Source organism: Kribbella sp. NBC_01245 (assembly GCF_036226525.1).
In the GTDB taxonomy this organism is placed as follows: domain Bacteria; phylum Actinomycetota; class Actinomycetes; order Propionibacteriales; family Kribbellaceae; genus Kribbella.
Window position 1 is genome coordinate 1,924,908 of sequence record NZ_CP108487.1, and the last position, 23,956, is coordinate 1,948,863.

21 protein-coding genes are annotated in these 23,956 nt (G+C 67.4%); 7 read left to right on the forward strand and 14 right to left on the reverse strand.

Features of this window, described 5'->3' with window-relative positions:
- Positions 1-331: 331 nt before the first annotated feature.
- Positions 332-1,393: a non-homologous end-joining DNA ligase gene (ligD, locus tag OG394_RS08475; RefSeq protein WP_328994487.1), complete on the reverse strand. Its 1,062-nt coding sequence runs from the start codon at positions 1,391-1,393 to the stop codon at positions 332-334.
- 178 nt (positions 1,394-1,571) lie between these two features.
- Here ligD and OG394_RS08480 point away from each other — a divergent pair, with 178 nt between their 5' ends.
- The 3 genes from OG394_RS08480 to msrB all read left to right on the forward strand — a co-directional run bounded on the left by OG394_RS08480 (position 1,572) and on the right by msrB (position 6,131).
- Entirely contained in the window at positions 1,572-3,167 is a 1,596-nt protein-coding gene (locus tag OG394_RS08480; RefSeq protein ID WP_328994489.1) for a M4 family metallopeptidase, read from the forward strand.
- Between the two features lie 123 nt (positions 3,168-3,290).
- Positions 3,291-5,684 (forward strand): lamin tail domain-containing protein, encoded by a 2,394-nt coding sequence (locus OG394_RS08485; RefSeq protein WP_328994491.1) that lies wholly within the window; start codon positions 3,291-3,293, stop codon positions 5,682-5,684.
- A 27-nt stretch (positions 5,685-5,711) separates the two neighbouring features.
- Entirely contained in the window at positions 5,712-6,131 is a 420-nt protein-coding gene (msrB, locus tag OG394_RS08490) for a peptide-methionine (R)-S-oxide reductase MsrB (protein WP_328994492.1), read from the forward strand.
- Here msrB and OG394_RS08495 read toward each other — a convergent pair whose 3' ends face one another.
- The 9 genes from OG394_RS08495 to hemE all read right to left on the reverse strand — a co-directional run bounded on the left by OG394_RS08495 (position 6,132) and on the right by hemE (position 14,270).
- A complete protein-coding gene (locus OG394_RS08495) occupies positions 6,132-6,899 on the reverse strand; it encodes a putative protein N(5)-glutamine methyltransferase (RefSeq protein WP_328994493.1) in 768 nt (255 codons plus the stop codon).
- A gap of 184 nt (positions 6,900-7,083) precedes the next feature.
- Positions 7,084-7,686, reverse strand: coding sequence for a TetR/AcrR family transcriptional regulator (locus tag OG394_RS08500; protein ID WP_328994494.1), 603 nt, complete (start codon positions 7,684-7,686; stop codon positions 7,084-7,086).
- An 87-nt stretch (positions 7,687-7,773) separates the two neighbouring features.
- The gene (locus tag OG394_RS08505) at positions 7,774-8,565 is read right to left on the reverse strand and encodes a hypothetical protein (RefSeq protein ID WP_328994495.1); all 792 of its coding nucleotides are present in this window, start codon (positions 8,563-8,565) and stop codon (positions 7,774-7,776) included.
- A 28-nt stretch (positions 8,566-8,593) separates the two neighbouring features.
- Positions 8,594-9,457: an alpha/beta fold hydrolase gene (locus tag OG394_RS08510; protein ID WP_328994497.1), complete on the reverse strand. Its 864-nt coding sequence runs from the start codon at positions 9,455-9,457 to the stop codon at positions 8,594-8,596.
- A gap of 60 nt (positions 9,458-9,517) precedes the next feature.
- Positions 9,518-10,513 (reverse strand): NADP-dependent oxidoreductase, encoded by a 996-nt coding sequence (locus tag OG394_RS08515; RefSeq protein ID WP_328994499.1) that lies wholly within the window; start codon positions 10,511-10,513, stop codon positions 9,518-9,520.
- A gap of 199 nt (positions 10,514-10,712) precedes the next feature.
- Positions 10,713-11,108 carry a VOC family protein gene (locus OG394_RS08520; protein WP_328994500.1) on the reverse strand — a complete coding sequence of 132 codons (396 nt, stop codon included), beginning with the start codon at positions 11,106-11,108 and terminating at the stop codon, positions 10,713-10,715.
- Positions 11,105-11,818: a hydrogen peroxide-dependent heme synthase gene (gene hemQ, locus OG394_RS08525; RefSeq protein ID WP_328994501.1), complete on the reverse strand. Its 714-nt coding sequence runs from the start codon at positions 11,816-11,818 to the stop codon at positions 11,105-11,107. Before hemQ ends, OG394_RS08520 begins: the two co-directional genes overlap by 4 nt.
- Positions 11,815-13,224, reverse strand: coding sequence for a protoporphyrinogen oxidase (gene hemG / locus OG394_RS08530; protein ID WP_328994502.1), 1,410 nt, complete (start codon positions 13,222-13,224; stop codon positions 11,815-11,817). Before hemG ends, hemQ begins: the two co-directional genes overlap by 4 nt.
- Positions 13,221-14,270, reverse strand: coding sequence for a uroporphyrinogen decarboxylase (gene hemE, locus OG394_RS08535; RefSeq protein ID WP_328994503.1), 1,050 nt, complete (start codon positions 14,268-14,270; stop codon positions 13,221-13,223). Before hemE ends, hemG begins: the two co-directional genes overlap by 4 nt.
- Before the next feature lie 143 nt (positions 14,271-14,413).
- On the opposite strand from hemE, the gene OG394_RS08540 reads away from it, so the two are divergent.
- Together OG394_RS08540 and OG394_RS08545 are read left to right on the forward strand one after the other, a co-directional pair.
- Positions 14,414-15,016 carry a DUF3000 domain-containing protein gene (locus OG394_RS08540; RefSeq protein WP_328994504.1) on the forward strand — a complete coding sequence of 201 codons (603 nt, stop codon included), beginning with the start codon at positions 14,414-14,416 and terminating at the stop codon, positions 15,014-15,016.
- Positions 15,013-16,302: a ribonuclease D gene (locus OG394_RS08545; RefSeq protein WP_328994505.1), complete on the forward strand. Its 1,290-nt coding sequence runs from the start codon at positions 15,013-15,015 to the stop codon at positions 16,300-16,302. The genes OG394_RS08540 and OG394_RS08545 overlap by 4 nt, the downstream gene beginning before the upstream one ends.
- A 30-nt stretch (positions 16,303-16,332) precedes the next feature.
- Here the strand turns inward: OG394_RS08545 and OG394_RS08550 are convergent, their stop codons facing one another.
- Genes OG394_RS08550 through OG394_RS08560 form a run of 3 tightly spaced genes read right to left on the reverse strand, consistent with a single transcriptional unit; the run spans position 16,333 to position 18,246 of the window.
- Complete coding sequence (locus OG394_RS08550; RefSeq protein WP_328994506.1) at positions 16,333-16,821, reverse strand: glutathione peroxidase; 489 nt, start codon at positions 16,819-16,821, stop codon at positions 16,333-16,335.
- Between the two features lie 13 nt (positions 16,822-16,834).
- On the reverse strand, positions 16,835-17,551 hold the full coding sequence (locus OG394_RS08555; RefSeq protein WP_328994507.1) for a dienelactone hydrolase family protein: 717 nt from the start codon (positions 17,549-17,551) through the stop codon (positions 16,835-16,837).
- A gap of 26 nt (positions 17,552-17,577) precedes the next feature.
- Entirely contained in the window at positions 17,578-18,246 is a 669-nt protein-coding gene (locus tag OG394_RS08560; protein WP_328994508.1) for a hypothetical protein, read from the reverse strand.
- 173 nt (positions 18,247-18,419) lie between these two features.
- Between OG394_RS08560 and OG394_RS08565 the strand changes: the two genes are divergently transcribed.
- Together OG394_RS08565 and OG394_RS08570 are read left to right on the forward strand one after the other, a co-directional pair.
- Complete coding sequence (locus OG394_RS08565; RefSeq protein WP_328994509.1) at positions 18,420-19,619, forward strand: thiolase family protein; 1,200 nt, start codon at positions 18,420-18,422, stop codon at positions 19,617-19,619.
- Positions 19,616-21,733 carry a 3-hydroxyacyl-CoA dehydrogenase NAD-binding domain-containing protein gene (locus OG394_RS08570; RefSeq protein ID WP_328994510.1) on the forward strand — a complete coding sequence of 706 codons (2,118 nt, stop codon included), beginning with the start codon at positions 19,616-19,618 and terminating at the stop codon, positions 21,731-21,733. Before OG394_RS08565 ends, OG394_RS08570 begins: the two co-directional genes overlap by 4 nt.
- 97 nt (positions 21,734-21,830) lie before the next feature.
- On the opposite strand, the gene OG394_RS08575 is transcribed toward OG394_RS08570, so the two are convergent.
- Positions 21,831-23,312, reverse strand: coding sequence for an amino acid permease (locus OG394_RS08575; RefSeq protein ID WP_328994511.1), 1,482 nt, complete (start codon positions 23,310-23,312; stop codon positions 21,831-21,833).
- Between the last annotated feature and the right edge of the window lie 644 nt (positions 23,313-23,956).

The window sequence follows — 23,956 nt, forward strand, 5'->3', positions numbered from 1 at the left end:
GGGCGCCCACCAAAAACCCGGCCAAAAGTTCATACCTGGCAGGCGATTAGCGTTGATTCGTCCGAATCCGCCCGCCTACGTTGCCGTACATCTGACCCGCCGCGGAATGGGCGAGCGGATGCAGACCAATCAACGCAACCCGAGGGCGCGCGCGCCACAGCACGGAAGGGCGCGCGTCACCGCACGGGGGAAGGGCGCGAGCGTCACCCGCACGGGGAAGGGTGCGAGCGTTCACGCAAGGGACTGGCGAATGGCGGCCTGCCGCGTCACAAGGGACCGATGAACCGCGACGCGCCGCGTCAGAAGGGACCGATGAACGGAAAGTGGGGGGTTACTCGTCGCGGGGGCGGTCTTTGGCGCGGGAGGGTTGGACTCGGAGGGGTTCGCCGGGCATTTTGGGGTATTCGGGTGGGTATGGGAGGTCGGCTTCGCCGTGGTCGCGTTCGTGTTTGGCGGCGAGGTCCAGGAGGGGTTCTAACGAGAACGCCTTCTCCCCCACGGCCGCATGCAGATCGCCGACCTCCAAGAAGCGCGCCGGCATGGTCAAGACGTCAAAGTCGTCAGGCGTGACATCAGGGATTTCCTCCCACATCAGCGGAGCTGAGACCCGCGCGCGGGCATTCGGCCGCACCGAGTACGCCGACGCGATCGTCCGGTCCCGCGCCATCTGGTTGTAGTCGATGAAGACGCGTTCCCCGCGCTCTTCCTTCCACCAGTTCACGGTCACCTGCTCGGGCATGCGCCGCGACAACTCACGCCCGACCGCAATCACCGCCCGCCTGGCCTCGACAAAAGACCACCGCGGCTCGATCGGGACGTACACGTGCAACCCCCGACCACCAGACGTCTTAGGGAACCCCTCCAACCCGAACTCCGCCAACAGCTCCCGCAACACCGGCGCCACCACGGCCGCGTCGGCGAACGACGTACCCGGCTGGGGGTCGAGGTCGATCCGGAGTTGGTCCGGACACTCGACCTCGGGCCGACGTACCGGCCAAGGGTGGAACGTCAGAGTCCCGAGGTTGACCGCCCAGGCGACCGCCCCCAACTCCGTCGGACAGAGCTCATCGGCGGGTCGCCCACTGGGGAACTTGATGGTGACGGTCTCGACCCAGTCAGGCGCGCCTTTGGCGATGCGCTTCTGGTAGAACGCGTCGCCCTTGTTGTCCATCCGGGTGGAGAGTTTCGCGCCCTCGAACCAGCCGCCGGGCCAGCGCTCGAGCGTGGTCGGGCGGTCCTTCAAGGCGCCGAGAATGCCGTCGCCCACCGCGAGGAAATAGTTGACGATGTCCAACTTGGTCAGACCGCGATCGGCGAAATACGGCTTGTCGGGATTACTCACCCGGACCGTTCTGCCGGCGATCTCCAACTCGATAGCTTTCGTGGCCGCCATGGTCCGACCGTATCGCCGTTCCGTAGCAACGCTGCGCAAAAGACGCGATTTGAAGGTAATCCCGCCACATTCCCGAGAGCATTCACGAACTCTGGCCACTCCAGGTGACTCGGGGGTAACCTGCGGAAACCTCGATCCGGACGTGAGGCGCCTGGGTCACTCTCGAAGGAGCATGGGGATGAAGAAATCCGCCCTCCTCGCTGCCGCCACCGCTGTGGCGACCGCGACCGCACTCGGGCTTACCGGCCCGGCCACCGCGAGCGGAGCGCCACAAGCCGCTCCCAACCCCACCCCGGCCGAAGCAGTGGCCCGGGCCAAGGCGACCGTTTCGGACCACCTCAGCGCATTGCGTGCCACCGGCGCGGACGCGTTCCTGGTGCGCAACGTCCTCGTCGACAAAGACGGCTCCAGCCATGTCCGGATGGACCGTACGATCGCGGGTCTGCCCGTGCTCGGCGGCGACGTCGTCGTCCATCAGGCCAAGGACGGCTCGTTCAAGGGCGCCAGCCTCTCGCAGACCGGCTCGGCAAACATTTCCCGTACGCCAAAGCTGGGCCTGGCGCAGGCCACGACCAAGGCCCTGCTCAAGGGGTACAAGGCCGAGGGCAAACCGCGTCTGGTGATCGAGGCCCGCAAGGGTTCGCCGCGACTGGCGTACCAGGTCAGGTCGAACGGCGTCCAGCCGGACGGCACGCCCAGCGACGTCTCCACCACGGTGGACGCGCTGACGGGTGCGACGCTGGTGCGCGAGCAGCACATCCACACAGCCGGTGGTGACGGCCAAAGCCTCTACTCGGGCCTGGTCGGCATCGACACGACCCCGGCGACCGGCGGGTTCACGCTGACCGACCCGGTGCGCGGCAACGGTTTCACCACCGACGCGCAGAACAAGACCGACTCGATCTGGTGCCAGATCTTCGGCTTCGGCTGCCCCGTGGCCGCCCCGTTCACCGATGCCGACAACCACTGGGGCAACGGCCTGAACACCAACCGCCAGTCCGCCGCCGTCGACGCCCACTACGGCGCCGCGAAGACCTTCGACTACTTCAAGGTCAACTACGGCCGGAACGGCATCTTCAACGACGGCAAGGGCGTCGAGAGCCGGGTGCACTACGGCAGCAACTACGTCAACGCCTTCTGGGACGGCAAGCGGATGACGTACGGCGATGGTGACGGCGTGGTGGCCGGCCCGCTGGTCTCGATCGACGTCGCCGGGCACGAGATGTCCCACGGTGTCACCACGGCCACCGCGAACCTGACCTACTCCGGCGAGTCCGGCGGTCTGAACGAGGCGACCAGCGACATCTTCGGCACCTTCGTCGAGTTCTACGCCAACAACACCTCCGACCCGGGTGACTACTACATCGGCGAGGAGATCATGAAGGACCGCCCGGCCCTTCGGTACATGGACAAGCCGAGCAGGGACGGCAACTCCAAGGACTGCTGGTACTCCGGTATCGGCAACATCGACGTGCACTACTCCTCGGGTCCCGCGAACCACTTCGCGTACCTGCTGGCCGAGGGCACGGGCGCCAAGGTGTTCGCCGGGCTGAACCACAACTCGACCACCTGCAACGGCACCACCCTGACCGGCATCGGCCGGGACAAGGTCGGCAAGATCTGGTACCGCGCGCTGACCACGTACTTCACCACCGGCACCACCTACGCCCAGGCCCGCACCGGCACGCTCAACGCCGCCAGGGACCTGTACGGCGCCGGCAGCCCGGAGCAGAACGCCGTCGCGGCGGCCTGGTCCGGCGTCAGCGTCAACTGATCGTTTGAAGTCACGCGCCCGGAGAGCCGAACCCAAGGTTCTCCGGGCGCAACGGGAAATCGGTGCCGCTTGTTCACCAATTGGACCTCGACGCCAGGAAAATGTGGTGTGAGAATCCCCCGCATGTCCGCCCTGCAACGACCGCGGCGCCTCGGCGCCCTAGCGGTCACCACATCCCTTGTCTTAACCGGCGTCACAGCTCTCGGCATCACCCCGTCGCTGGCTGCGTCGTCCACCGTCGTGATCACCGAGGTGTACGGCGGTGGCGGCAACTCCGGCGCGTCGTACACGCATGACTTCATCGAGCTGACCAACAACAGCTCGTCTCCCGTCGACCTGGCCGGCTGGTCCATCCAGTACGCGTCCGCGACCGGTAGCAGCTGGACCAACAAGATCATCCTCAGCGGCACGATCGCCCCGGGCGGCGTTTACCTCGCGCAGGGTGCATCCGGCGGCGTGAACGGCCTGCCGCTACCCACCCCCGACGCCACCGGCAGCGTGAACATGTCCGCTACGGCCGGCAAGGTGGCGCTCGTCTCCTCGACGACCAGCCTGACCTGTGCGACGGGCTGTACGACGTTGCCGGGAGTCGTCGATTTCGTGGGCTACGGCGCCACGGCCAGCGACAGCGAGACGGCGCCCGCGCCCGCACCGTCGAACACGACCTCGGTGACGCGCAAGGTGCCGACCACCGACGGCGACAACAACTCGACCGAGTTCGCGGCCGTCGCGCCGACGCCGAAGGCCCTGACCAGCACTCCCCCGGACCCGGACCCGGTCGACGCGCGGATCCACGACATCCAGGGCGCGGCCCACCTCTCGCCGCTGAACGGCAAGCTGGTCGGCAACGTCACGGGCGTCGTAACCGCCAAGACCACCAACGGCTTCTGGTTCCAGGACACCGAGCCCGACGCCGACCCGGCCACCAGCGAAGGCCTGTTCGTCTTCACCGGTTCGGCCCCGACCGTTGTCGTCGGCAACAGTGTTGTTGTCAAGGGCAAGGTCACGGAGTTCCGGCCGGGTGGTTCGGGTGGCAGCGACAACCTGACCACCACCGAACTCACGCAGCCCGAAATCACGGTCACCGGTACGACGTCGGTGCCCACGGCAACAATCGTCGGCCCGGGTGGACGCGTGCCTCCGGCCAAGGTGATCGAGGACGACTCGACCGGTGACGTCGAAACCACCGGGACCTACGAGCCGGCCACCGACGGCATCGACTTCTGGGAGTCCCTCGAGGGCATGTGGCTCGGCCTCGACCAGCCCGGCGTGACCGGTCTGCGCAGCAACTTCGGCGAGCTGCCCGTCGTACCGGCTGGATCCGCCACGCGGACCACTCGCGGCGGGATCGTGCTGCTGGAGGACGACAACAACCCCGAGCGGATCATGCTGGACGACGTACTCGCGCCGATCCCGACCGCGAAGGTGGGCGACAAGCTCGCGGGCGTCGTGACGGGGGTGCTCGACTACTCGTTCGGCAACTTCAAGTTCCAGGTGAGCCAGACCCCGACCGTGGTGGACGGCGGCCTGCAGCGCGAGAAGACCAAGGCCTCGGCGGCGACGCAGATCTCGGTGGCGACGTTCAACGTGGAGAACCTTGACCCGAGCGACGGGCCGGAGAAGTTCAACGGGCTAGCCCAGGCGATCGTGCACAACCTGGCCTCGCCGGACATCCTGGCGCTGGAAGAGGTCCAGGACAACGATGGCGCGGTCAACAGCGGTACCACCGCGGCCGACGTCACGCTGAACACACTGACCGCGGCCATCACCGCGGCGGGCGGGCCGAAGTACGAATGGCGTCAGATCGACCCGGTCAACAACGCCGAGGGTGGTGAGCCGGGTGGCAACATCCGGGTGGCCTTCCTGGTCCGCAAGGACCGGCCGGTGAAGTTCGTGGACCGGCCGGGTGGCGGTTCGACCGTCGACACCACGATCGTCAGCAAGTACGGCAAGCTCCAGCTCAGCGCCTCCCCCGGCCGCGTCGACCCGGCCAACCCTGCCTGGGCCGCCGCTCGGGTGCCGCTCGCGGGCGAGTTCACCTGGCATGGCGAGACGCTGTTCGTGGTGGCGAACCACTTCAGCTCCAAGGGCGGGGATGACCCGTTGTGGGGTCGCACCCAGCCGCCGGTTCGTAGCAGTGAGGTCAAGCGCCACGAGCAGGCCCGGTCGGTCCGGAACTTCGTGGACGAGATCCTCACGAAGAACGCTCGTGCGAATGTGATCGTGCTCGGCGATATCAACGACTTCGACTTCGCCGAGACCACGGACATCTTGGTAGGAAGCGGTAATACCGCTCTGATTGATCTACCGCGTACGTTGAAAGATGCGGAACGGTACAGCTACGTGTTCGAGGGCAACAGCCAGATCCTCGACCAGATCCTGATGTCCAACAACCTGCTGTCCGGTCACGCGTACGACATCGTGCACATGAACAGCGAGTTCCCGGACCAGATCAGCGACCACGACCCACAGGTCGTGCGTGTCACCCCCATCCCGTGGTGGTGGCCCTGGCCGTGACCTCGCACTGAGCGAGAGAGGTCCGGCATGACAGACGACACCCAGCGCAAGTACGTGGTGGAGAAGTCGGACGATGAATGGCGTGCCCAGCTGTCCCCGGCGGAGTACCAGGTGCTCCGCCGGGCCGGCACCGAGCCGGCCTTCGTCGGCGAGTACACCGATACCAAGACCATCGGCGTCTACCGGTGCCGGGCCTGCCAGGCCGAGCTGTTCCGCAGCGAGACCAAGTTCGACTCGCACTGTGGCTGGCCGTCGTTCTTCGCGCCCTTGGCCGAGGAGCGAGTGGAGTACATCGAGGACGTCACGATGGGCATGAAGCGGGTCGAGGTGCGCTGCGCCAACTGCGGCAGCCACCTCGGCCACGTCTTCGAAGGCGAGGGCTATGGCACGCCCACCGACCTCCGCTACTGCATCAACTCGATCAGCCTGACCCTCGACCCGGCCTGATCACCGCTTGCCGATGACGACCGTGGCACCACGGTCGTCGTCGTACGTCGACCAGGCCGTCAGGCCGTTGACCGTCATCACCGCGACGGCTTCAGCGGCCTGACGGTCACTCGTCTCGACCAGCAAGTGCCCGCCATCCGCAAGCCACGCAGCCGCCTCGGCGGCAACCCGACGGAGTACGTCGAGACCGTCCACGCCGCCATCCAGCGCGACGCGCGGCTCGTGCAACCGGGCCTCCGGTGGCATGAGGGCGACCGCCTCGGACGGTACGTACGGCACGTTGGCCAGCAGTACGTCGACTCGCCCCTTGAGGTCCGTCGGCAACGGTTCGAACAGGTCTCCCTCGAAAACGCGCCCGCCAACCGCCTCGACGTTGCGCCGGGCACAGCGCACGGCCGCCGGCTCCACATCGGCCGCAACGAGCTCGACGTCATCCGACGCTGCCGCCAACGCGATCCCCAACGCGCCCGAACCGCAGCACAGATCAACCACGACGGCAGGCCGCGGCACCAGTTTCAGGGCCTCTTCGACCAGGAATTCCGACCGGCGGCGAGGGACGAACACCCCAGGGTCGAGCGATACCCGCAGCTCACGGAACAAAGCCCAGCCGACGATCTGCTCGAGCGGCACGCCCTCGACCCGGCGATCGATCATCGCGGTCAAGGCCGCCGGGGTCGTGGCGGTGCTGATCAGGAGATCCGCTTCGTCCTCGGCGAAAACGCAGCCGGCGGTGCGGAGAACATCGATAACGGTGGAACGTGAGTTCATCAGAGCCCTTCGAAGTACCCGATTCGGGGCTCTCGACGACTCAGACCAGACCGGTCCGAGGTGAGAGCGCCCACCCTGCGCTAGCGGTAATGGGTCCCACCTCCTTCAGATCATTCGACTCATTCAACCGGACGCCGGAAAGCCTACCTTTTGGTCCGCGGGCGGCCACAACTGGTCCACATGGTCACGCGGGAAGGAGGACCCGCACCTGGTCCCGGATCTCTTGCACGATGTCGTCGACCGGCTTGGCGATGTTGATCGTCGCCGCCATGCTGACGAACATGATCGCGGAGACGATATGCGCCCGCGCCGCGGCGTCCTTCGCGCTGTTGCGCCCGTCACGAAGCAGCACGTCGACGATCGCCTCCTCGGTCCGCACGGTCAGACCGAGGGCCTCGCTGTGGTGGGGCTCCTCGGGGTCGCCGAAGACCATCTCCCGCAGGTAAGTCCGCCCGTTGTCGATCTGTTTACGGTTGCACTCGACCACCGGGCGAACGATCGCCATCACCGCATCGAGCGGGTCGGCGATGCCCTCGGCCGCCGACTTCCCTTCGTCGAGCGCGTCGGCGTACGTGGAGTTCTGCACGAGCAGTAGCAACTCACCCTTGGTCTTGGCGTAGAGGAACAGCGTGCCCGCACCGATATCGGCCTTGTCGGCGATCTCCTGGGTGGTGACCTCATCGACGCCGCGCTCGGCGAAGAGCTCTCGGGCGGCGGCGGTGATGCGGTCGAGCTTCTCCTGCTTGTTCCGCTCGCGCCGTCCGACTGGCTGGGAGGCGACTGGCATGGCTGCCGTCCTTCGCTGCTGTGTGAACTCGAATCTGCCGGCTCATTCTTCCATGGCGACCACGGGCATTTTCGGCGAGCGATGCCGCTACGGCAGGTAGTGCGAAAGTTCCACGCCGTCTTTCACGTAGGTCAGCGTCTCGGACACGTCGTAGGCATGGACGGCGGCGGTGAAGGGAGCCAACGCGCCCGACATGCTCTCGATCTCAGAGCTCTTGAAGAAGGACGCTCGCGCCGCCGGATCCTCGAAGCCCAGGACGAGCGACGCGTGGAACCGCTGGTCTGCCGGGTTGTCGTGCGCGACGTTCGGGGTGTTCCAGAGCCGCTGGTTCCAGGGCATGAAGACCTGGGTTCTCAGTTCCGTCAGCACGCCCGTGTTCGCGAGCGCGGGCACGAGCTCGCGCGTGAGGAACCTCCGGAATGCGCCGGTCCTGACGCCTTCTCGCTTGCGGAGGTAGATCAGGCTCCGCGCTCCCGTCGGCTCCCCGCGACCCACGTCGTACCAGCGCGCCGAACTCGGCGGCCCGGCGTACAGCAGGGTGCGCCGAAACACGTTCACTTCGTCCTTGTACGCCAGCTTGGTCTGCTTGCGGCCCAGCAGTGGGGACAGGACGGATGCCATCGTGACTTCGGCGACGCCGTCGATCCTGCGCTCGGCTGGGATGGCCGTCTCGACTCCGGTGATGGCCGGCCATAGCCCTGGGTTGTGCTCCGCCAGATGGATCTGGCGGTATTCATCGAACCCTGGGGTCGCGGAGATGATCTTCGAGTGCGGGCCTTTCCAGTAGTCCATGCCCGTCTGCCGCGGTTGGTCGGTGCGCGTCCACAGCAGAATCGATGAGGCGAAGGGTTTCTTGGAGTTGGGATAGGTCGTGGTCATGTTCTTGCCTTCGTCCAGTGGGGAGCGGTCAGCGGGTCAGGAACTCGACGGCGACAGGGGCGAACTTCTCGTGGAACTGGAAGATGCCGCCGTGCCCGGAGTCGGGGTAGATGACCAGCTCCGAGCCCTTGATGCGGCGGTGCAGGTCTTCGGAGAGCACCGAGGGCACCATCCGGTCGTTGTCGCCGTTCGCGATCAGGGTGGGCTGCGTGAGCTTCGACAGATCAGCGGGGGCGGAGCGTCCGAACTTCTTGATCGCCTTCAGCTGCGTCTGCATCGCGCGCAACTTGAAGTCCGCGTCACGGTCGCGGGTGCGCTCCTGCAAGCGCTGCACGAACGCCTTCGCGGCGGCCTTACCGGCGGCGTTGCGGTTGAAGAACAGGTACTCCTTCGGGTCCGACCGGGTCAGGGTCGACCGCAGAATGTCCCGGTAGGTGATGCCGGCGACCTTGTCGATGTCCTTGCCGCCCCTCGGACCGGTGCCGGTCAGGACGAGCCGGCGGACGAGCTCAGGGTGCTTGACCGCGAGGTCCTGGGCGATGAAGCCGCCTAGGGAGAAAGAGAAGATGTCGATCTTGTCGAAGCCGAGGGCCTTGATGAAGGTGTAGGCGTCGTCGGCCATGGCCTCGACGCTGTCGGGAACGTGGCCGGTGGAGGCGCCAACGCCGCGGTTGTCGAAGGTGATGACGTGGTGAGTCTTCGCGATGGGGTCGACGATCCGGGGATCCCAGTTGTCGAGGGTCGCCGCGAGGTGCACGAAGAAGACGACGGGGACCCCGCCCTTCGGTCCCAGCTCCCGGTAGGCGTAGGTGACGCCGTTGGCGGTGATGGTGTGGACGGGCGCGTCCTGGTACCTGGTGACGGGTTCGTTCGCTGTGTCGCTGTTGTTCATGGTGTTCTCCCTTTTCTGGTTCGCGAATGGTTCGCGAATGCCGCGTTGGTGAGTGACGTTTCAGGCCCTGGTGATGACGGCCTTGCCGCGGATGCCGCCCTTGTCCAGCGACTGGACGGCCTGCACGGTCTGGTCGAAGTCGAAGACCCGTCCGACGACAGGGCGCACCGCCCCACTGTCGACGAGAGCGCTGATCTGGCGGAGCTGGTCGCCGCTGGCGCGCATGAAGAGGAACTCGTACCTCACGCCGAGGCGCCGGGCCTTGCGGCGGATGCCGCTGCTGAGCGCGGTCATGACCAGCCGGAGCACCGAGTTCGTTCCGAGCTCGCGAGCGAATGCCGCGTCGGGCGGTCCGGCGATTCCGATCGCCTTGCCGCCAGGGCGCAGCACCCGGAGAGACTTCTCGAGGTTCTCCCCGCCGAGGCTGTCCAGCACCAGGTCGTACCCGTCCAGAAGCTGTTCGAAATCCTGGTTGCGGTAGTCGATGACGCTGTCGGCGCCGAGCCCGCGGACGAAGTCGGCGTCATCGGCGCTGACCGTCGTCGCGACCGTGGCGCCGAGGTGCTTGGCGAGCTGGATCGCGACCGTCCCGACGCCGCCGGCGCCGCCGTGGATGAGGACCCGCTGCCCCGGCTGCACCTTGCCCCGCTCAACGAGCGCCTGCCAGGCGGTCAGGGCGACCAGCGGCAGCGAGGCTGCTTCCTCGACCGTGATCGACACCGGCTTGAGTGCCAGGTCGGTCTCTGCCACCGCGATGCGCTCCGCGAAGGTTCCGATCCGCTCCTGGCCGGGCCGGGCGTACACCTCGTCGCCTGGCACGAATCCCCGCACCTTCGCGCCGACGCCGATGACGGTTCCGGCGACATCGTTTCCGAGGATCTGCGGCAGTTTGTACGGAAGGATCTGCTTGAACTCACCCGCGCGAATCTTCTCGTCGAGCACGTTGAGCCCTGCGGCCTGCACCTGTACGAGCACATCGCGCTCGCCGACCACAGGCTCGGGGACATCCACCTCCTGGAGCGGTCCCTTGTATTCCTTGACGACGAACGCGCGCATGGTGACTTCCTTCGTTTCTGAAGACCGTCTGATGACGGGCCGGGTCTCGGCCGAATAAATAAGTCCGAGTACGCTCAATATTGAGCCTACTCATTTATTTTGTCAAGCGAGGGCACCCGAACGCCGAAGGAGGGCGATCGGGCGTTGCCGCGCGGTCAGATGTGACCAGTCGCGGCAGAAGAAGAGGGAGTGGGAAAGGTTAGATCGGTGTGGCGAGGGCGACCGGGTTGCGGTCGGGGTCGGCGACGTACGCCTGGCGCTCGCCCCACGGCATGTTCGCGGGGGCCTGCATGATCTCGTAGCCGGCCTCGCGCATCTTGGCGACCTCGGCCTCGACGTCCTCCACGTACACGAACAGCTCGAAGCGAGGCGCCGTACCGACCGTGACGCCCAGTTGGGCCTCAGGCCAGTTGTAGTCGGCGATACCGAGTGACGATTCGCCACCCAGCTCCAGGCCGACGTAGTGCGGGTCGCCCTCCAGTGGGAACTGGTAGACCGGCTCGTAGCCCAGTTTGGTGTAGAACGCCACAGAGCGCCTCACGTTACTCACGTAGAGCACCGGAAACGCCCTGCGTCTAGTGCCAGACGGACTCATGCGAGGTTGGCGATCAGCTCGATCAGCTCGGTTCGCTTGCCGGTGTAGAAGGGGACTTCCTCGCGCACGTGGCGACGGGCGGTGGAGGCGCGCAGGTCGCGCATCAGGTCGACCATCCGGTGCAGCTCGTCGGCCTCGAACGCCAGCATCCACTCGTAGTCGCCGAGCGCGAACGACGCGACCGTGTTGGCCCGGACGTCCGGGTAGCTGCGAGCCATCTTGCCGTGCTCGGCCAGCATGAAGCGCCGCTCCTCGTCGGGCAGCAGGTACCACTCGTAGGACCGCACGAACGGGTAGACGCAGATGTAGTCGCGCGGCGTCTCGTCGGCGAGGAACGCCGGGATGTGGCTCTTGTTGAACTCGGCCGGACGGTGCAACGCCATCTGCGACCAGACGGGCGTCAGGCTGCGACCGAGCGACGTACGGCGGAGCTTGTGGAACGCCTTCTGCAACGCGTCCGGGGTCGGGGCGTGCCACCAGACCATGAAGTCCGCGTCGGCCCGGAAGCCGGCCACGTCGTACCAGCCGCGGATCACCACGTCGTCGTCCGCGACCGACTCGATCGCCTTGCGAACGCCGGTGGCGAGCACACCGCGATCCACGTCGCCGAGTGGCGAGTGCAGCCGGAAGACCGACCACATCGTGTAGCGGATGACGTCGTTCAGCTCGCGGGCCTTCGGTTTGGCGGTGCCTTCTGCGGTCTCGGTCACCCGTTCATTCTGACCAACGGCCCAAGGTGGTCGCGCACCCGGGTCGCTGCACGCGTGCCTGACGCCACACACGCGGCGATGCCTACACCCTGGTACGCCGCTCCACAGACGGCTAATCCCGGCACTGCCGCCACTGCCCGCTCCACCCGGTCGACGCGGTCTAGGTGGCCTACGGAGTACTGCGGCAGCGCACCGCCCCACCGGGTAACCAGAGAACCTACGACGGGTGTAGTCAGCCCAATCGCGTTGCGGAGGTCTGCCGCGGCTAGTGCGACTAGCTCTTCGTCAGACCGCTGTAGGACGTACTCCTCGCCAAGGCGGCCGACAGAAGCTCGGAGGACTACGAGGTCTCCCCCGGCTTCACCGCTCCACTCCCACTTGGCATGGCTGTACGTCGAGGCCTTGATCGTGCGGCCCTCCACCGACGGCACTAGGAACCCGGAACCACTCGCAGCCTCCGGCCAGGCCTCACGCCGTACGGCAAGGGTGACGATCGCCATGCTCGCGTAGTCGACAGTGGCCAGCTCGGCGCTTGCAGACGGCACTAGGTCGGTAAGCATCCGGCTAGTCGGTAGAGCAGGTGTGGCGACGATTACGGCGTCAGCCTCGACCAGTACGGGCGCAACGGCTGGGCCCGTTTCTAGGGCGAATCCGCTGGCAGTGCGCGAGATACGTCGCACGGTCTGCTTGGTCGAGATCGTCACGCCTCGGGCGGTGAGGTCGTCCTCGAGTGCCGTGATGAGCCGATGGACGCCGCCACGGATCCCGGCGAAAACTGGGCCAGGCTTTTTAGCGCCCCCCTGCATGGCGGCAGTCGCGGCCAGCAGCGACGGCGCCTCGGCCAGCCGCGCGAACAACTCGGGCACGGCGGCCGCGAGCGAGATCTCGTCCGCGCGTCCGGCGTACACCCCGCCGAGCAACGGATCGACCAGCTTGTCGGTGACGGACTGGCCCATCCGCTCAGCGACGTACCGCCCGATCGACACGTCCTCGGTCAACGCGGGCGCCGGCAGATCCACCTCGGCAGCGACGCGGGCCGCGGCCGAAGGGCCGAGCACGTCGGCCACCGCGCGCGCGTCGGTCGGCACGCCCATCACGGTCGGCGGAATGGCGTGAATGCCGTCCGCGATCCACAACCCGGCCTTGGTCGTCGCCGGATGAACCACGTCATCCGTCAGACCAACGGCCTTGATCAGGTCGACCGCCTCGGGGCGCCGGGCCAGCACCGACTCGGCGCCGAGGTCGACCGGAATCCCCTCGAGCACGTCACCCGCGAGCTTGCCGCCGAGCCGAGGCGATCCCTCCAGCACGGTGATCCGGGGCGGGGTGACCCCGGTCGCGAGCGCGTGCGCCGCCGCGAGACCGCTGATCCCACCGCCAACGATGACTACGTGAGGCGTGGTCATCGAGCGGACTTGGCGTGAACGGTCTGGACCACCTTCAGCAGCACGTCGGGATCCGCGTTCGGCGGGACGCCGTGGCCCAGGTTGAAGATGTGCCCGGGAGCGGCCTTGCCCTCGGCCAGGATGCGCTCGATCTCCGCGACCAACGGCCGGTCGCCCGCGAACAGCAGGGCCGGATCCAGGTTGCCCTGCACGGGCTTGGCGGCAGACCCGTCGGCCGTGATCCGCCGTACGGCCTCATCGAGCGGCACGCGCCAGTCGACGCCGACGACGTCCGCCCCGGCGGAGCTCATCAACGGCAGCAGCTCGCCCGTGTTCACGCCGAAATGCACCCGCGGTACGTCGTACGCCGCGAGCGCATCGAAGACCTTCGCGGAATGCGGCAGCACGAACTCGGCGTAGTCCCGCGGCGAGAGCGCCCCCGCCCACGAGTCGAACAGCTGGATCGCGGATGCCCCGGCCTCGACCTGCACGGACAGGTACGCGATCGCGACCTCGGCCAGCCGGTCGGCCAGCGCATGCCACAACTCAGGGTTGCCGTGCATGAGGGCCTTGGTCTTCGCGTGGTCCTTGCTCGGCCCACCCTCCACCAGGTACGACGCCACGGTGAACGGCGCACCCGCGAACCCGATCAGCGGGGTGCCGCCAAGCTGCCGCACGAGCTCCTGCACCGACTCGGTCACGTACGACACGTCGGCAGGCGTCACCGGGCGGATGGCGGTCAGGTCATCGGCGGTTCGCACGGGCTGCGCCACGACCGGACCGACGCCGGGCTTGATCTCGAGGTCGACGCCGACCGCCTTGAGCGGTAACACGATGTCCGAGAAGAAGATGGCGGCGTCGACACCGTAACGGCGGACCGGTTGCAGCGTTATCTCCACGACGAGGTCGGGCCGCATACACGACTCGAGCATCGTCGTGCCCTCGCGGATCGCCCGGTACTCCGGCAGTGAGCGACCCGCCTGGCGCATGAACCAGATCGGGGTGTGCGGCACCGGCTCGCCCCGGGCCGCCAACAGGAAGGCAGAGCTTCTCAGGTCAGAGGTCACGTGAGCGGTCCCGTGATTGGACCTAGGTGATGTGGTCGCAGTAGGTGAAGGCAAGGACACACCTGCCATGATCCCATGCCTGAACATACTTTCCGGCGCGTCGTCAGCGGCGCCGGAGAGTGATCGGCCGTAGGCTGCGAAGCATGGGTGCCCGCAAGCAGGTCGACGCGCCCCCCGCCGAGTTCGCCGAGGCTCTGACGCAGCTGCGCGGGGCGCGGTTCCGGTCCGAGGTGTTCGTCGAAGAGATGCCCGCGCCGCAGCGGATAGCCCCGCATGCGGCCGCGGTCAGTGCCGATGTGACCGTCGATGGTGACGATGTCGCCACCGGCCGGCTGGTGCTGCTCTACGACCCGGCCGGCAACGACGCCTGGCAATCGACTTTCCGCTGTGTCGCCTACGTCCGGGCCGCGGTCGAGCCCGAGATGGTCACCGACGCGCTGCTCGGCGGCGTCGGCTGGACCTGGCTGATGGAGGCGCTGGCGGACCACGGTGCGCACTACCTGGCCCCGAGCGGTACGGTCACCCGCGTGGTATCTGAGAGTTTCGGCGGTATGGCCGATGACGACGCGACGGCGGAGATCGAGATCCGTGCGTCCTGGAGCGTGGACGCCGGCCCGGGCGAGGTGGTCGACGTGACCTCGCATGTCGAGGCGTGGGGTGACGTTCTGTGTACGGCGGCCGGGTTGCCGCCGGTTCCGCCGGGGGTGGTCGCGATGCCGACCCGGCGCGGTCAGCGGGGCCGATGAGCCAGGCCGACAACGAACCGGCAACCCTCGCCGCCCCCGGACCGGAGACGCCGGCCGAGGACCTGACCCCTGATCAGCCGCTGCTGGAGCTCCGCGACGGTCTCTCCGAGGTGATCGAGACCCCGCGCGAGCTGGCCGAGGTGATCGAGGCCTTCCGCGGTGGCAGTGGCCCGGTCGCCGTCGACGCCGAGCGCGCGTCCGGCTATCGCTACTCCCATCGTGCGTACCTGGTGCAGCTGCGGCGCGAAGGCTCCGGCTCCGTGCTGGTGGACCCGATCCCCTTCGGCGACCTCTCGGCGCTGGGCGACGCGATCATCGACGCCGAGTGGATCATTCACGCCGCCAACCAGGACCTGGCCTGCCTGGCCGAGGTCGGCATGGTGCCGCGCGCGATCTTCGACACCGAACTCGCCGGCCGGCTGCTCGGCTACCCGAAGGTCGGGCTGGCCTCACTCGTGAGCGAGGTCCTCGGCTACCGGATGCGCAAGGAGCACTCGGCCGCCGACTGGTCGACCCGGCCGTTACCCGCGCCCTGGCTGGTGTACGCCGCGCTCGACGTCGAGATGCTGATCGAACTGCGCGACGCCATCGAGACCGAGCTGCGCCGCGACGGCAAGTGGGAATGGGCTCAGCAGGAGTTCGCCGCGATCCTCGACGCTCCGCCGAAGGAGCCGAAGCCGGATCCCTGGCGCCGTACTTCCGGTATGCACCGCATCCGCAACCGGCGCGGTCTGGCCGTCGTGCGGGCGTTGTGGGAGGCGCGCGACCAGATCGCCGCCAAGGCCGACATCTCGCCGGGCCGGATCCTGCCGGACTCCGCGATCGTCGAGGCGGCCGCGGCCGTGCCGGCTGATCGCGACACCCTGCAGCGCCTCACCGCGTTCAAGGGGCGTGGCGCGCATCGGCACATGCGGATCTGGTGGGAGGCGGTCGATCACGCCCGCCGGCTGCCCGATACCGAGCTACCCAAACAAGGCGCCCGGTACGACGGACCGCCGCCCGCCCGGGCGTGGGCCGATCGCGATCCGGACGCCGCCGCACGGTTGTCCGCAGCGCGCGCGAGTGTGAGCGAGATCGCCGAGCAGCATCGTCTCCCCACGGAGAACCTGCTCTCCCCCGACACGATTCGCCGCCTCGCCTGGTCCCCACCGGCCGACGCCGACTTGGCCGCGGTCACCGACTTCCTCCGCGCCCACGGCGCACGCACCTGGCAGGTCGCCCTGACCGCGGAGACCCTGACCGACGCCCTCGCTACCGAACCACCGCCGGCCGACCCAACCGTCTGACGCCAGCCTGGCGTCAGACGGTCATCGGTGTCAGGCAGGCAGGTTGGACTCGATCGCGGCGGTGACCTCGGGCGACTCCGGGTCGGTCTTCGTGCGGAAGCGCGCCACTACCTCGCCGGCCGGGGAGACGACGAACTTCTCGAAGTTCCAGCGGACGTCGCCGGCCTCGCCACTCGCGTCAGCCGCCTGAGTCAGCTCGGCGAACAGCGGGCTGCGGTCCGGGCCGTTGACGTCGGCCTTCGCCAGCAGCGGGAAGCTCACGCCGTAGGTCGTCGAGCAGAAGGTGGCGATCTCCTCGGCAGTACCCGGCTCTTGGCCGCCGAACTGGTTGCACGGCACACCAAGCACGGTGAAGCCCCGCTCGGCGTACTGCTGCTGCAGGCGCTCAAGGCCGTTGTACTGCGGGGTGGCGCCGCACTTCGAGGCCACGTTAACCACGAGCAGCGCCTTGCCCTGGTAGTCGGTCAAGCTGGCGTCCTCACCAGTGAGCGTCTGCACCGGGATGTCGTACAAGGTCATCGATAAATCCAATTCAGTTGAGGGGTAGGTGTTTCGCCAGGAAGTCGGTAGTCCGAGCCCACGACTCTCGAGATGCCTCTGGGTGGTGGAAGTCGGGCAAGGTGTTGTCGAACGCATGACCCGCGCCGTCGTACAGCACGAACTCGGTAGCGGGGTTACCGGTCACGGCCGTGCGAATCCGCTCGACCGTCTCCTGGTCGATGTACGCGTCGGCTGTGCCGAAGTGGTGCAGGCTGGGCGCCGTGACCTGCGGTGCGAGGTCAAGCAGGTTCGGCAGGGCAGAGCCGTAGTAGCTCACCAGTACGTCCGGTGAGGTGACGGCCGCCACGTTGAACGCGAGCCCACCGCCGAAGCAGAACCCGATCAGCCCAACACCACCAGTGATCTCGGGCCGCAGGCGTAGCTGGTCTAACGCGGCAGCTGAGTCCGTGACGGCGGTAGGCCAGTCCAGCCGGGAGACGAGGCCCAGAGCCTTCTCCAGGAGATCAGGCGCATTCTCGTCCACGGTGGCGTCGTCCAGGCGCCAGTAGACCTCAGGCGCGAGTACGACGTACCCCAGGGCTGCCAAGTCGGCAGCGCGGGCACGGATGTACGGCGAGATGCCGAAGATCTCCTGCAGCAGCAAGAGCCCTGGGCCGGCCCCGGAAGGTGGCAGCCAAAGGCGAGCCGGCATGCTGCCCGACTCCGTCTCGATGCCGATAACCGTGCTGGCAGCCGCGTCAGAGCCCATGCTGGCAGCGTACGGCGCTACCCGGCTCAACCACGAACCGGCGACTCCTGGTGACGTGGGGCGCGCACGGGTGCCGGCTTCCGCAGGGCCTCGCACTCGGCAATGGCGCCCGCGAGTACGTCGTACAGCAGGTCATCCGGGTTCGGGATGCAGGCCTGGGCGATACCTTCCACCGCGCAGGCGATCGCCCGTGGCGCCGTCCGCTTGGTGTAGTCCGGCCTGCCCCGGTGCGGGCGTGCCGTGAAGGACCGGGCCCAACGCGCTGCCGCCGGCACTTGCGCCAGCGCCGAGGCGGACTTCGGTTGCATGCTGTTCGCCGGTCTGCCCTCAAGCTCCGCGAGCAGTTGCTCCGAGACGAGCAGGGCCACGGCAAGGATGTGCTGGCGCTCCTGCGACACGACGGGCAGGGCGATCCACAACGTCTTCGTGGTGATGCGGGCCGAGAGCCGCGGGTCGTCCGCGGTCAGGCCGATCACCGAGGGGATCAGCGGTGCGAGGCGGTTGCGGTTGGCGTCTGTCGTGCAGTCGTTCACGTCTCGGGCGACAGCCGCGAGCAGCGGGTGCGTACAGGAGGGGTGGTCCGACCACGGCTCCCCCGCCAGGTACGACGCGAACTCCATGAAGCACGCCCCTTTGCGGGGGTTCCGGTGCTTGCCACGCGACAACATCGGCATGGCCAGATCAAAGTTGTTCATGAGGCACTCCAAAGAGGTTCTCCTCAAATCAGAATGCGCTCGATCCCGTCCGCACGCCATCTCTTGTCCCAATCGGGTTGTGAGCAGCGGCACAGGCGGCGCTACTTTGGCTTAGGTGTTACCGACGGGTAGCCTGGGGCCTGCTTCCCACCCGTTCAGACGAGGAGGGCCTTGTGCCCCGAGAGATCCGCGATGTCGTGTTCGTCGACGGTGTGCGCACCCCGTTCGGCAAGGCCAAGGGCCAGTACGCCGAGACGCGCGCCGACGACCTGGTGATCAAGTGCATCCGAGAGCTGCTGCGGCGTAACCCGTCGCTGCCGCCGGAGCGCGTGGACGAGGTGGCGATCGCGGCCACCACCCAGATCGGCGACCAGGGCCTGACCATCGGCCGGACCGCCGCGCTGCTGGCCGGCCTGCCGAAGACCACGCCCGGTTACGCCATCGACCGGATGTGCGCCGGCGCGATGACCGCCGTCACCACCGCCGCGTCCGGGATCGCCTTCGGCGCGTACGACGTGGCCGTGGCCGGTGGCGTCGAGCACATGGGCCGCCACCCGATGGGCGAGGGCGTCGACCCGAACCCGCGCATCATCGCCGAGAAGCTGGTCGACCCGTCGGCCCTGGTGATGGGCTCGACCGCGGAGAACCTGCACGACCGCTACCCCAGCATCACGAAGGCCCGCACCGACGCGTTCGCGGTGGCCTCGCAGGAGAAGGCCGCGAAGGCGTACGCCAACGACATCATCCAGCCGGACCTGGTGCCGATCGCGATCCGCTCCGCCGAGCAGGGCTGGGGTCTCGCGACGTTTGACGAGCCGATGCGCCCCGGCACCACGCTCGAGTCCCTTGCTGCTTTGAAGACGCCGTTCCGCCCGCATGGCCGGATCACCGCCGGCAACTCGGCCGGTATCAACGACGGCGCGACCGCTTCGATCATCGCCTCCGCTGACGCCTGCGAAGAGCTCGGTTTGAAGCCGAAGATGAAGCTCGTGTCGTACGGCTGGGCGGGCGTCGAGCCCGAGGTGATGGGGATCGGCCCGGTCCCCGCGACCGAGAAGGCCCTCAAGCTCGCGGGTCTGACGATCGACGACATCCAGGCGTTCGAGGTGAACGAGGCGTTCGCCGTACAGGTGCTGGCCTTCCTCGAGCACTACGGCATCGCCGACGACGACAGCCGCGTCAACCCGTACGGCGGCGCGATCGCCTTCGGGCACCCGCTGGCCTCGTCCGGCGTGCGGCTGATGGTGCAGCTGGCGAAGCAGTTCGAGCAGCGCCCCGACGTCCGGTACGGCCTGACCACGATGTGCGTGGGCCTCGGTATGGGCGGCACCGTGATCTGGGAGAACCCGAACTTCGAGGGGAACAAGGCATGACCGACCTGCAGAACCTGATCGACGAGGCCGTCGCGATCGAGACCGACGAGGTCGTCACGCTCGCCCCGTCGCGGGACGTCGTCCTGCCCGGTGGTGCCGGCATTCTCGCGCTGATCACGCTCGACAACGGCCACGACCACACCAAGCCGAACACCTTCGGCCCGAAGGGGCTGGCCAACCTCAACACCGCGATCGAGGCGGCGCTGGCGCGCGACGAGGTGAAGGCGATCGGTATCACCGGTAAGCCGTTCATCCTCGCGGCCGGCGCGGACCTCACCGGCGTGCCGAAGCTCGTCGACCGCGAGCAGGCGCTCAACCTGGGCCGGATCGGCCATGGCGTGATGCGCAAGCTGGTCGATGGTGGCAAGCCGTCGTTCGCCTTCGTGAACGGGGTGGCGCTCGGTGGCGGTCTCGAGGTCGCGCTGCACGCGACGTACCGGACCATCTCGGCCGCGGCGGGCATGCTGTCGACGCCCGAGGTGTTCCTTGGCCTGATCCCGGGTTGGGGCGGCAACTTCCTGCTGCCGAACCTGATCGGTGCCGACAAGGCCGTCACGGTCATCGTGGAGAACGCGCTCAACCAGAACAAGATGCTCAGTGGGCCGGCTGCCGTGAAGCTCGGCATCGGCGACGTGTTGCTGGAGCCGGTCGACTTCCTCGAGCAGTCGCTGCTCTGGGCCTCGAAGGTGCTCAAGGGTGAGGTTGTCGTCGAGCGGCCTGAGATCGACCGTGGGGACGCGTGGGATGCGGCTGTTGCCCGAGGCAAGGGTTTCGCGGACGCCAAGGTCAGCGGCGCGGCGCCCGCGCCGTACCGGGCCCTGGAGCTGATCGCGGCCGCCAAGGACAACGATCGCGACCGTGGTTTCGCCGCCGAGGACGAGGCGCTCGCCGACCTCATCATGAGCGAGGAACTGCGCAGCGGGCTGTACACGTTCGACCTGGTGAACAAGCGCGCCAAGCGGCCCGCGGGTGCGCCGGACAAGTCGCTCGCCCGTCCGATCAGCAAGGTCGGCGTGGTTGGTGCGGGTCTGATGGCGGGCCAGCTCGCGCTGCTGTTCGCGCGTCGGCTCGAGGTGCCCGTTGTGCTGACGGACCTCGACCAGGAGCGCGTCGACCGTGGTGTCGGGTATGTGCATGGCGAGATCGACAAGCTGCTTGGTAAGGGTCGTATCAGGGCTGACAAGGCGAATCAGCTCAAGGCGCTGGTTTCGGGTTCCGTCGACCGGCAGGTGTTCGCGGATGCCGACTTCGTGATCGAGGCGGTGTTCGAGGAGCTCGCGCTGAAGAAGTCGATCTTCGCGGACCTGGAGAAGATCATCCGGCCGGACGCGATCCTCGCGACGAATACCTCGTCGCTGTCGATCACGGACATGGCGGCCGATCTGGAGCACCCGGAGCGGGTTGTCGGGTTCCACTTCTTCAACCCGGTCGCGGTGCTGCCGCTGCTCGAGATCATCCGGGCTGCGCAGACCGACGACGCCACGCTCGCGACGGCGTTCGCTGTTGGTAAGGGCCTGAAGAAATCGTGCGTGCTGGTGAAGGACGCGCCTGCGTTCGTCGTGAACCGGCTGCTGACGCGCTTCCTCGGTGAGGTCAGCGCAGCGGTGGACGAGGGTACGCCGGTGCCGGAGGCGGATAAGGCGCTGATGGCCCTTGGTCTGCCGATGCCGCCGTTCGTACTGCTGCAGCTCGTCGGTCTGCCGGTCGCGTTGCACGTCGCGGAGACGATGCACAAGGCTTACCCTTCGCGCTACGCCGTGTCGGAGAACCTCGCGAAGGTCGTTGCCGCGGGCAAGAGCTCGTTCTACATCTGGAGCGCCGAGGGCAAGCCGTCGGTGGACCCGGAGGTCGAGGCGCTCGTCACGGTCGGCTCCACGCCGTCTACGGCCGAAGAGCTCCGCGCCCGGGTCCTCTCGGCGTTGGCCGAGGAGATCCGGATCATGCTCGACGAAGGTGTTGTCGCGGAAGCGCAGGACATCGACCTCTGCATGGCCCTCGGTGCCGGCTGGCCGTTCCACCTCGGCGGCATCACGCCGTACCTGGACCGCTCGGGTATCGCCGAGAAGGTCACCGGCAAGCGTTTCCTGCCCAAGGGCGTGGCCGGCCTGGCCTGACGTATTCCCGACCGTAGGCCTCTAGCGGGGCCAGCGGTTCCCCCTACCGCTGGGGGTCGGTGCGGCGCCGGAAGCCCGCTCCGACCCCCAGCGTCTTTTATGCCGGGATGTTGCGGTGTTCGGTTTCTTCGCGGCCGACGCGGCTTCGCTTGTAGCCGTAGAGGAAGTAGACGACGAAGCCGAGCGCCATCCAGACGGCGAAGCGGAGCCAGGTCTCGATCGACAGGTTGAGCATCAGGTAGACGCAGATCAGGGCCGAGAGGATCGGCAGCACCGGGTTGAGCGGGACCTTGAACGCTCGCTCGATGTCCGGACGCTTGCGACGCAGCAGCGGTACGGCGATCGAGACCACCGTGAACGCGGCCAACGTACCGATGTTGACCATTTCCTCGAGCTTGCCGATAGGCGTCAGACCGGCGACGAGCGCGACCAGGATGCCGATCGTGATGGTCAGCCGGTACGGCGTACCCCAGACCGCATGCGTCTTGCCGAGAGCCGGCGGCATCAGGTGATCGCGGCTCATCGCGAACACGACTCGGGTCGCGCCGATGATCAGCGTCAGCACCACGGTCGTCAGACCCGCGACCGCGCCCGCGGCGATCAACGTGGCGAAGCCCGGCCGCCCGACCCGCTCGAAGGCGGTCGCGAGCGCGGCACTGGTGGAGATGTCGGAATACTTCTGCATACCGGTGATGACGACGCAGACCAGGACGTACAGCACGGTGCAGATCGCCAGCGAACCGAGGATGCCGCGGGGTAGATCGCGCTGCGGGTTCTTCGCCTCTTCCGCGGTCGTCGCGACGACGTCGAAGCCGATGAACGCGAAGAACACCAGCGACGCACCCGCGATCAGACCACTCACGCCGAACGTCGACGGCACGAACCCGAACAACGCCTGGAACAACGGTGTCGTGATCTCCACATTGCCCGACTCGGCCGGAACGCTCGGCGGGATGAACGGCGTCAGGTTCGAGCCCTTGACGTAGAAGAAGCCCGCGATGATCACGAAGAGCACGATGAACAGCTTGATCGCGACGAGTACGAGGTTGACCCGCATCGACTCCTTGATACCGGCCGTCGCCAGCGCGGTCAGCACCAGCACGAGCAGAATCGCCAGCAGGTTGACGTTGCTCTCCGAGCCGATCGAAGCCGGCCAGCTGAGGCCTATCTGTTCCAGGAAGAGCTCGGCATAGGCGGACCAGCCCTGCGCGACGACGCTTGCCCCGAGCATCAACTCGAGCAGCAGGTCCCAGCCGATGATCCAGGCGAAGATCTCGCCCAGGGAGAAGTACGAGAAGGTGTACGCCGAACCGGAGACCGGCACGGTCGAGGAGAACTCGGCATAACAAAGGGCCGCCAATCCACAACAGATGGCGGCCAGCACGAACGAGATCGCGATGGACGGGCCGGCGAACTGCTTGGCCGCCCGTCCGGTCAACGTGAAGATGCCGGCACCGATGATCACACCGATACCGAATACGGTCAGGTCGAGAGCGGTGAGGCGTTTCTTGAGCTGGTACTCCGGCTCATCGGTGTCCGCGATCGATTGCTCGATCGTCTTCGTACGCAGCAGACTCATCTACGCCTCCAAAGTCGACGGAAACTCCCTCGACTCTGAACCGTCAACCCACCCAGGTCAAACCCGCCCGCGGGTCCCCCTGCCACCCGACTTCAATCCCACCCCGGCCGCCACCCGCACCCCGCCACCCACGGTCGGACGCGAAATGCGGACCTCTCCCCCACCACCCCCTCACGGTCGGACGCGAAATGCGGACCTCCCCGCCACATCTCCACGATCGGACGTGGTGTGCACACCCGCGGGCCGATCTGGGGATAGCTCTCCCGCGAGGTGCCCTGTTACGTCGCGCGCGTGCAAACACAAGGAGGCACCTCGCGGGGGGCTTTCCACAAATCCGCCCGTAGGTGTGCGCCTCGGACCTCAGCGCCGTGGGCTCGGCGTCCACAGGGCCGCATTTCGCGTCCGACCGTGCCATGGGTTTCCGCCAGCGAGTGGTCCCGTCATGACGCGACCACTCGCGAGGGCTCAGCGCGCCTGACGTCCGCACCCGAACGGTGGCTGAGGTGGGACCAGATTGCACACGGCCGGGCCGATCTGGGGATAACTGTCCCGCGAGGTGCCTTGTTACGTCGCGCGTGTGCAAGCACAAGGAGGCACCTCGCGGGAGGGTTTTCCACAATTTCGCGCGTACGTGTGCGGTTCGG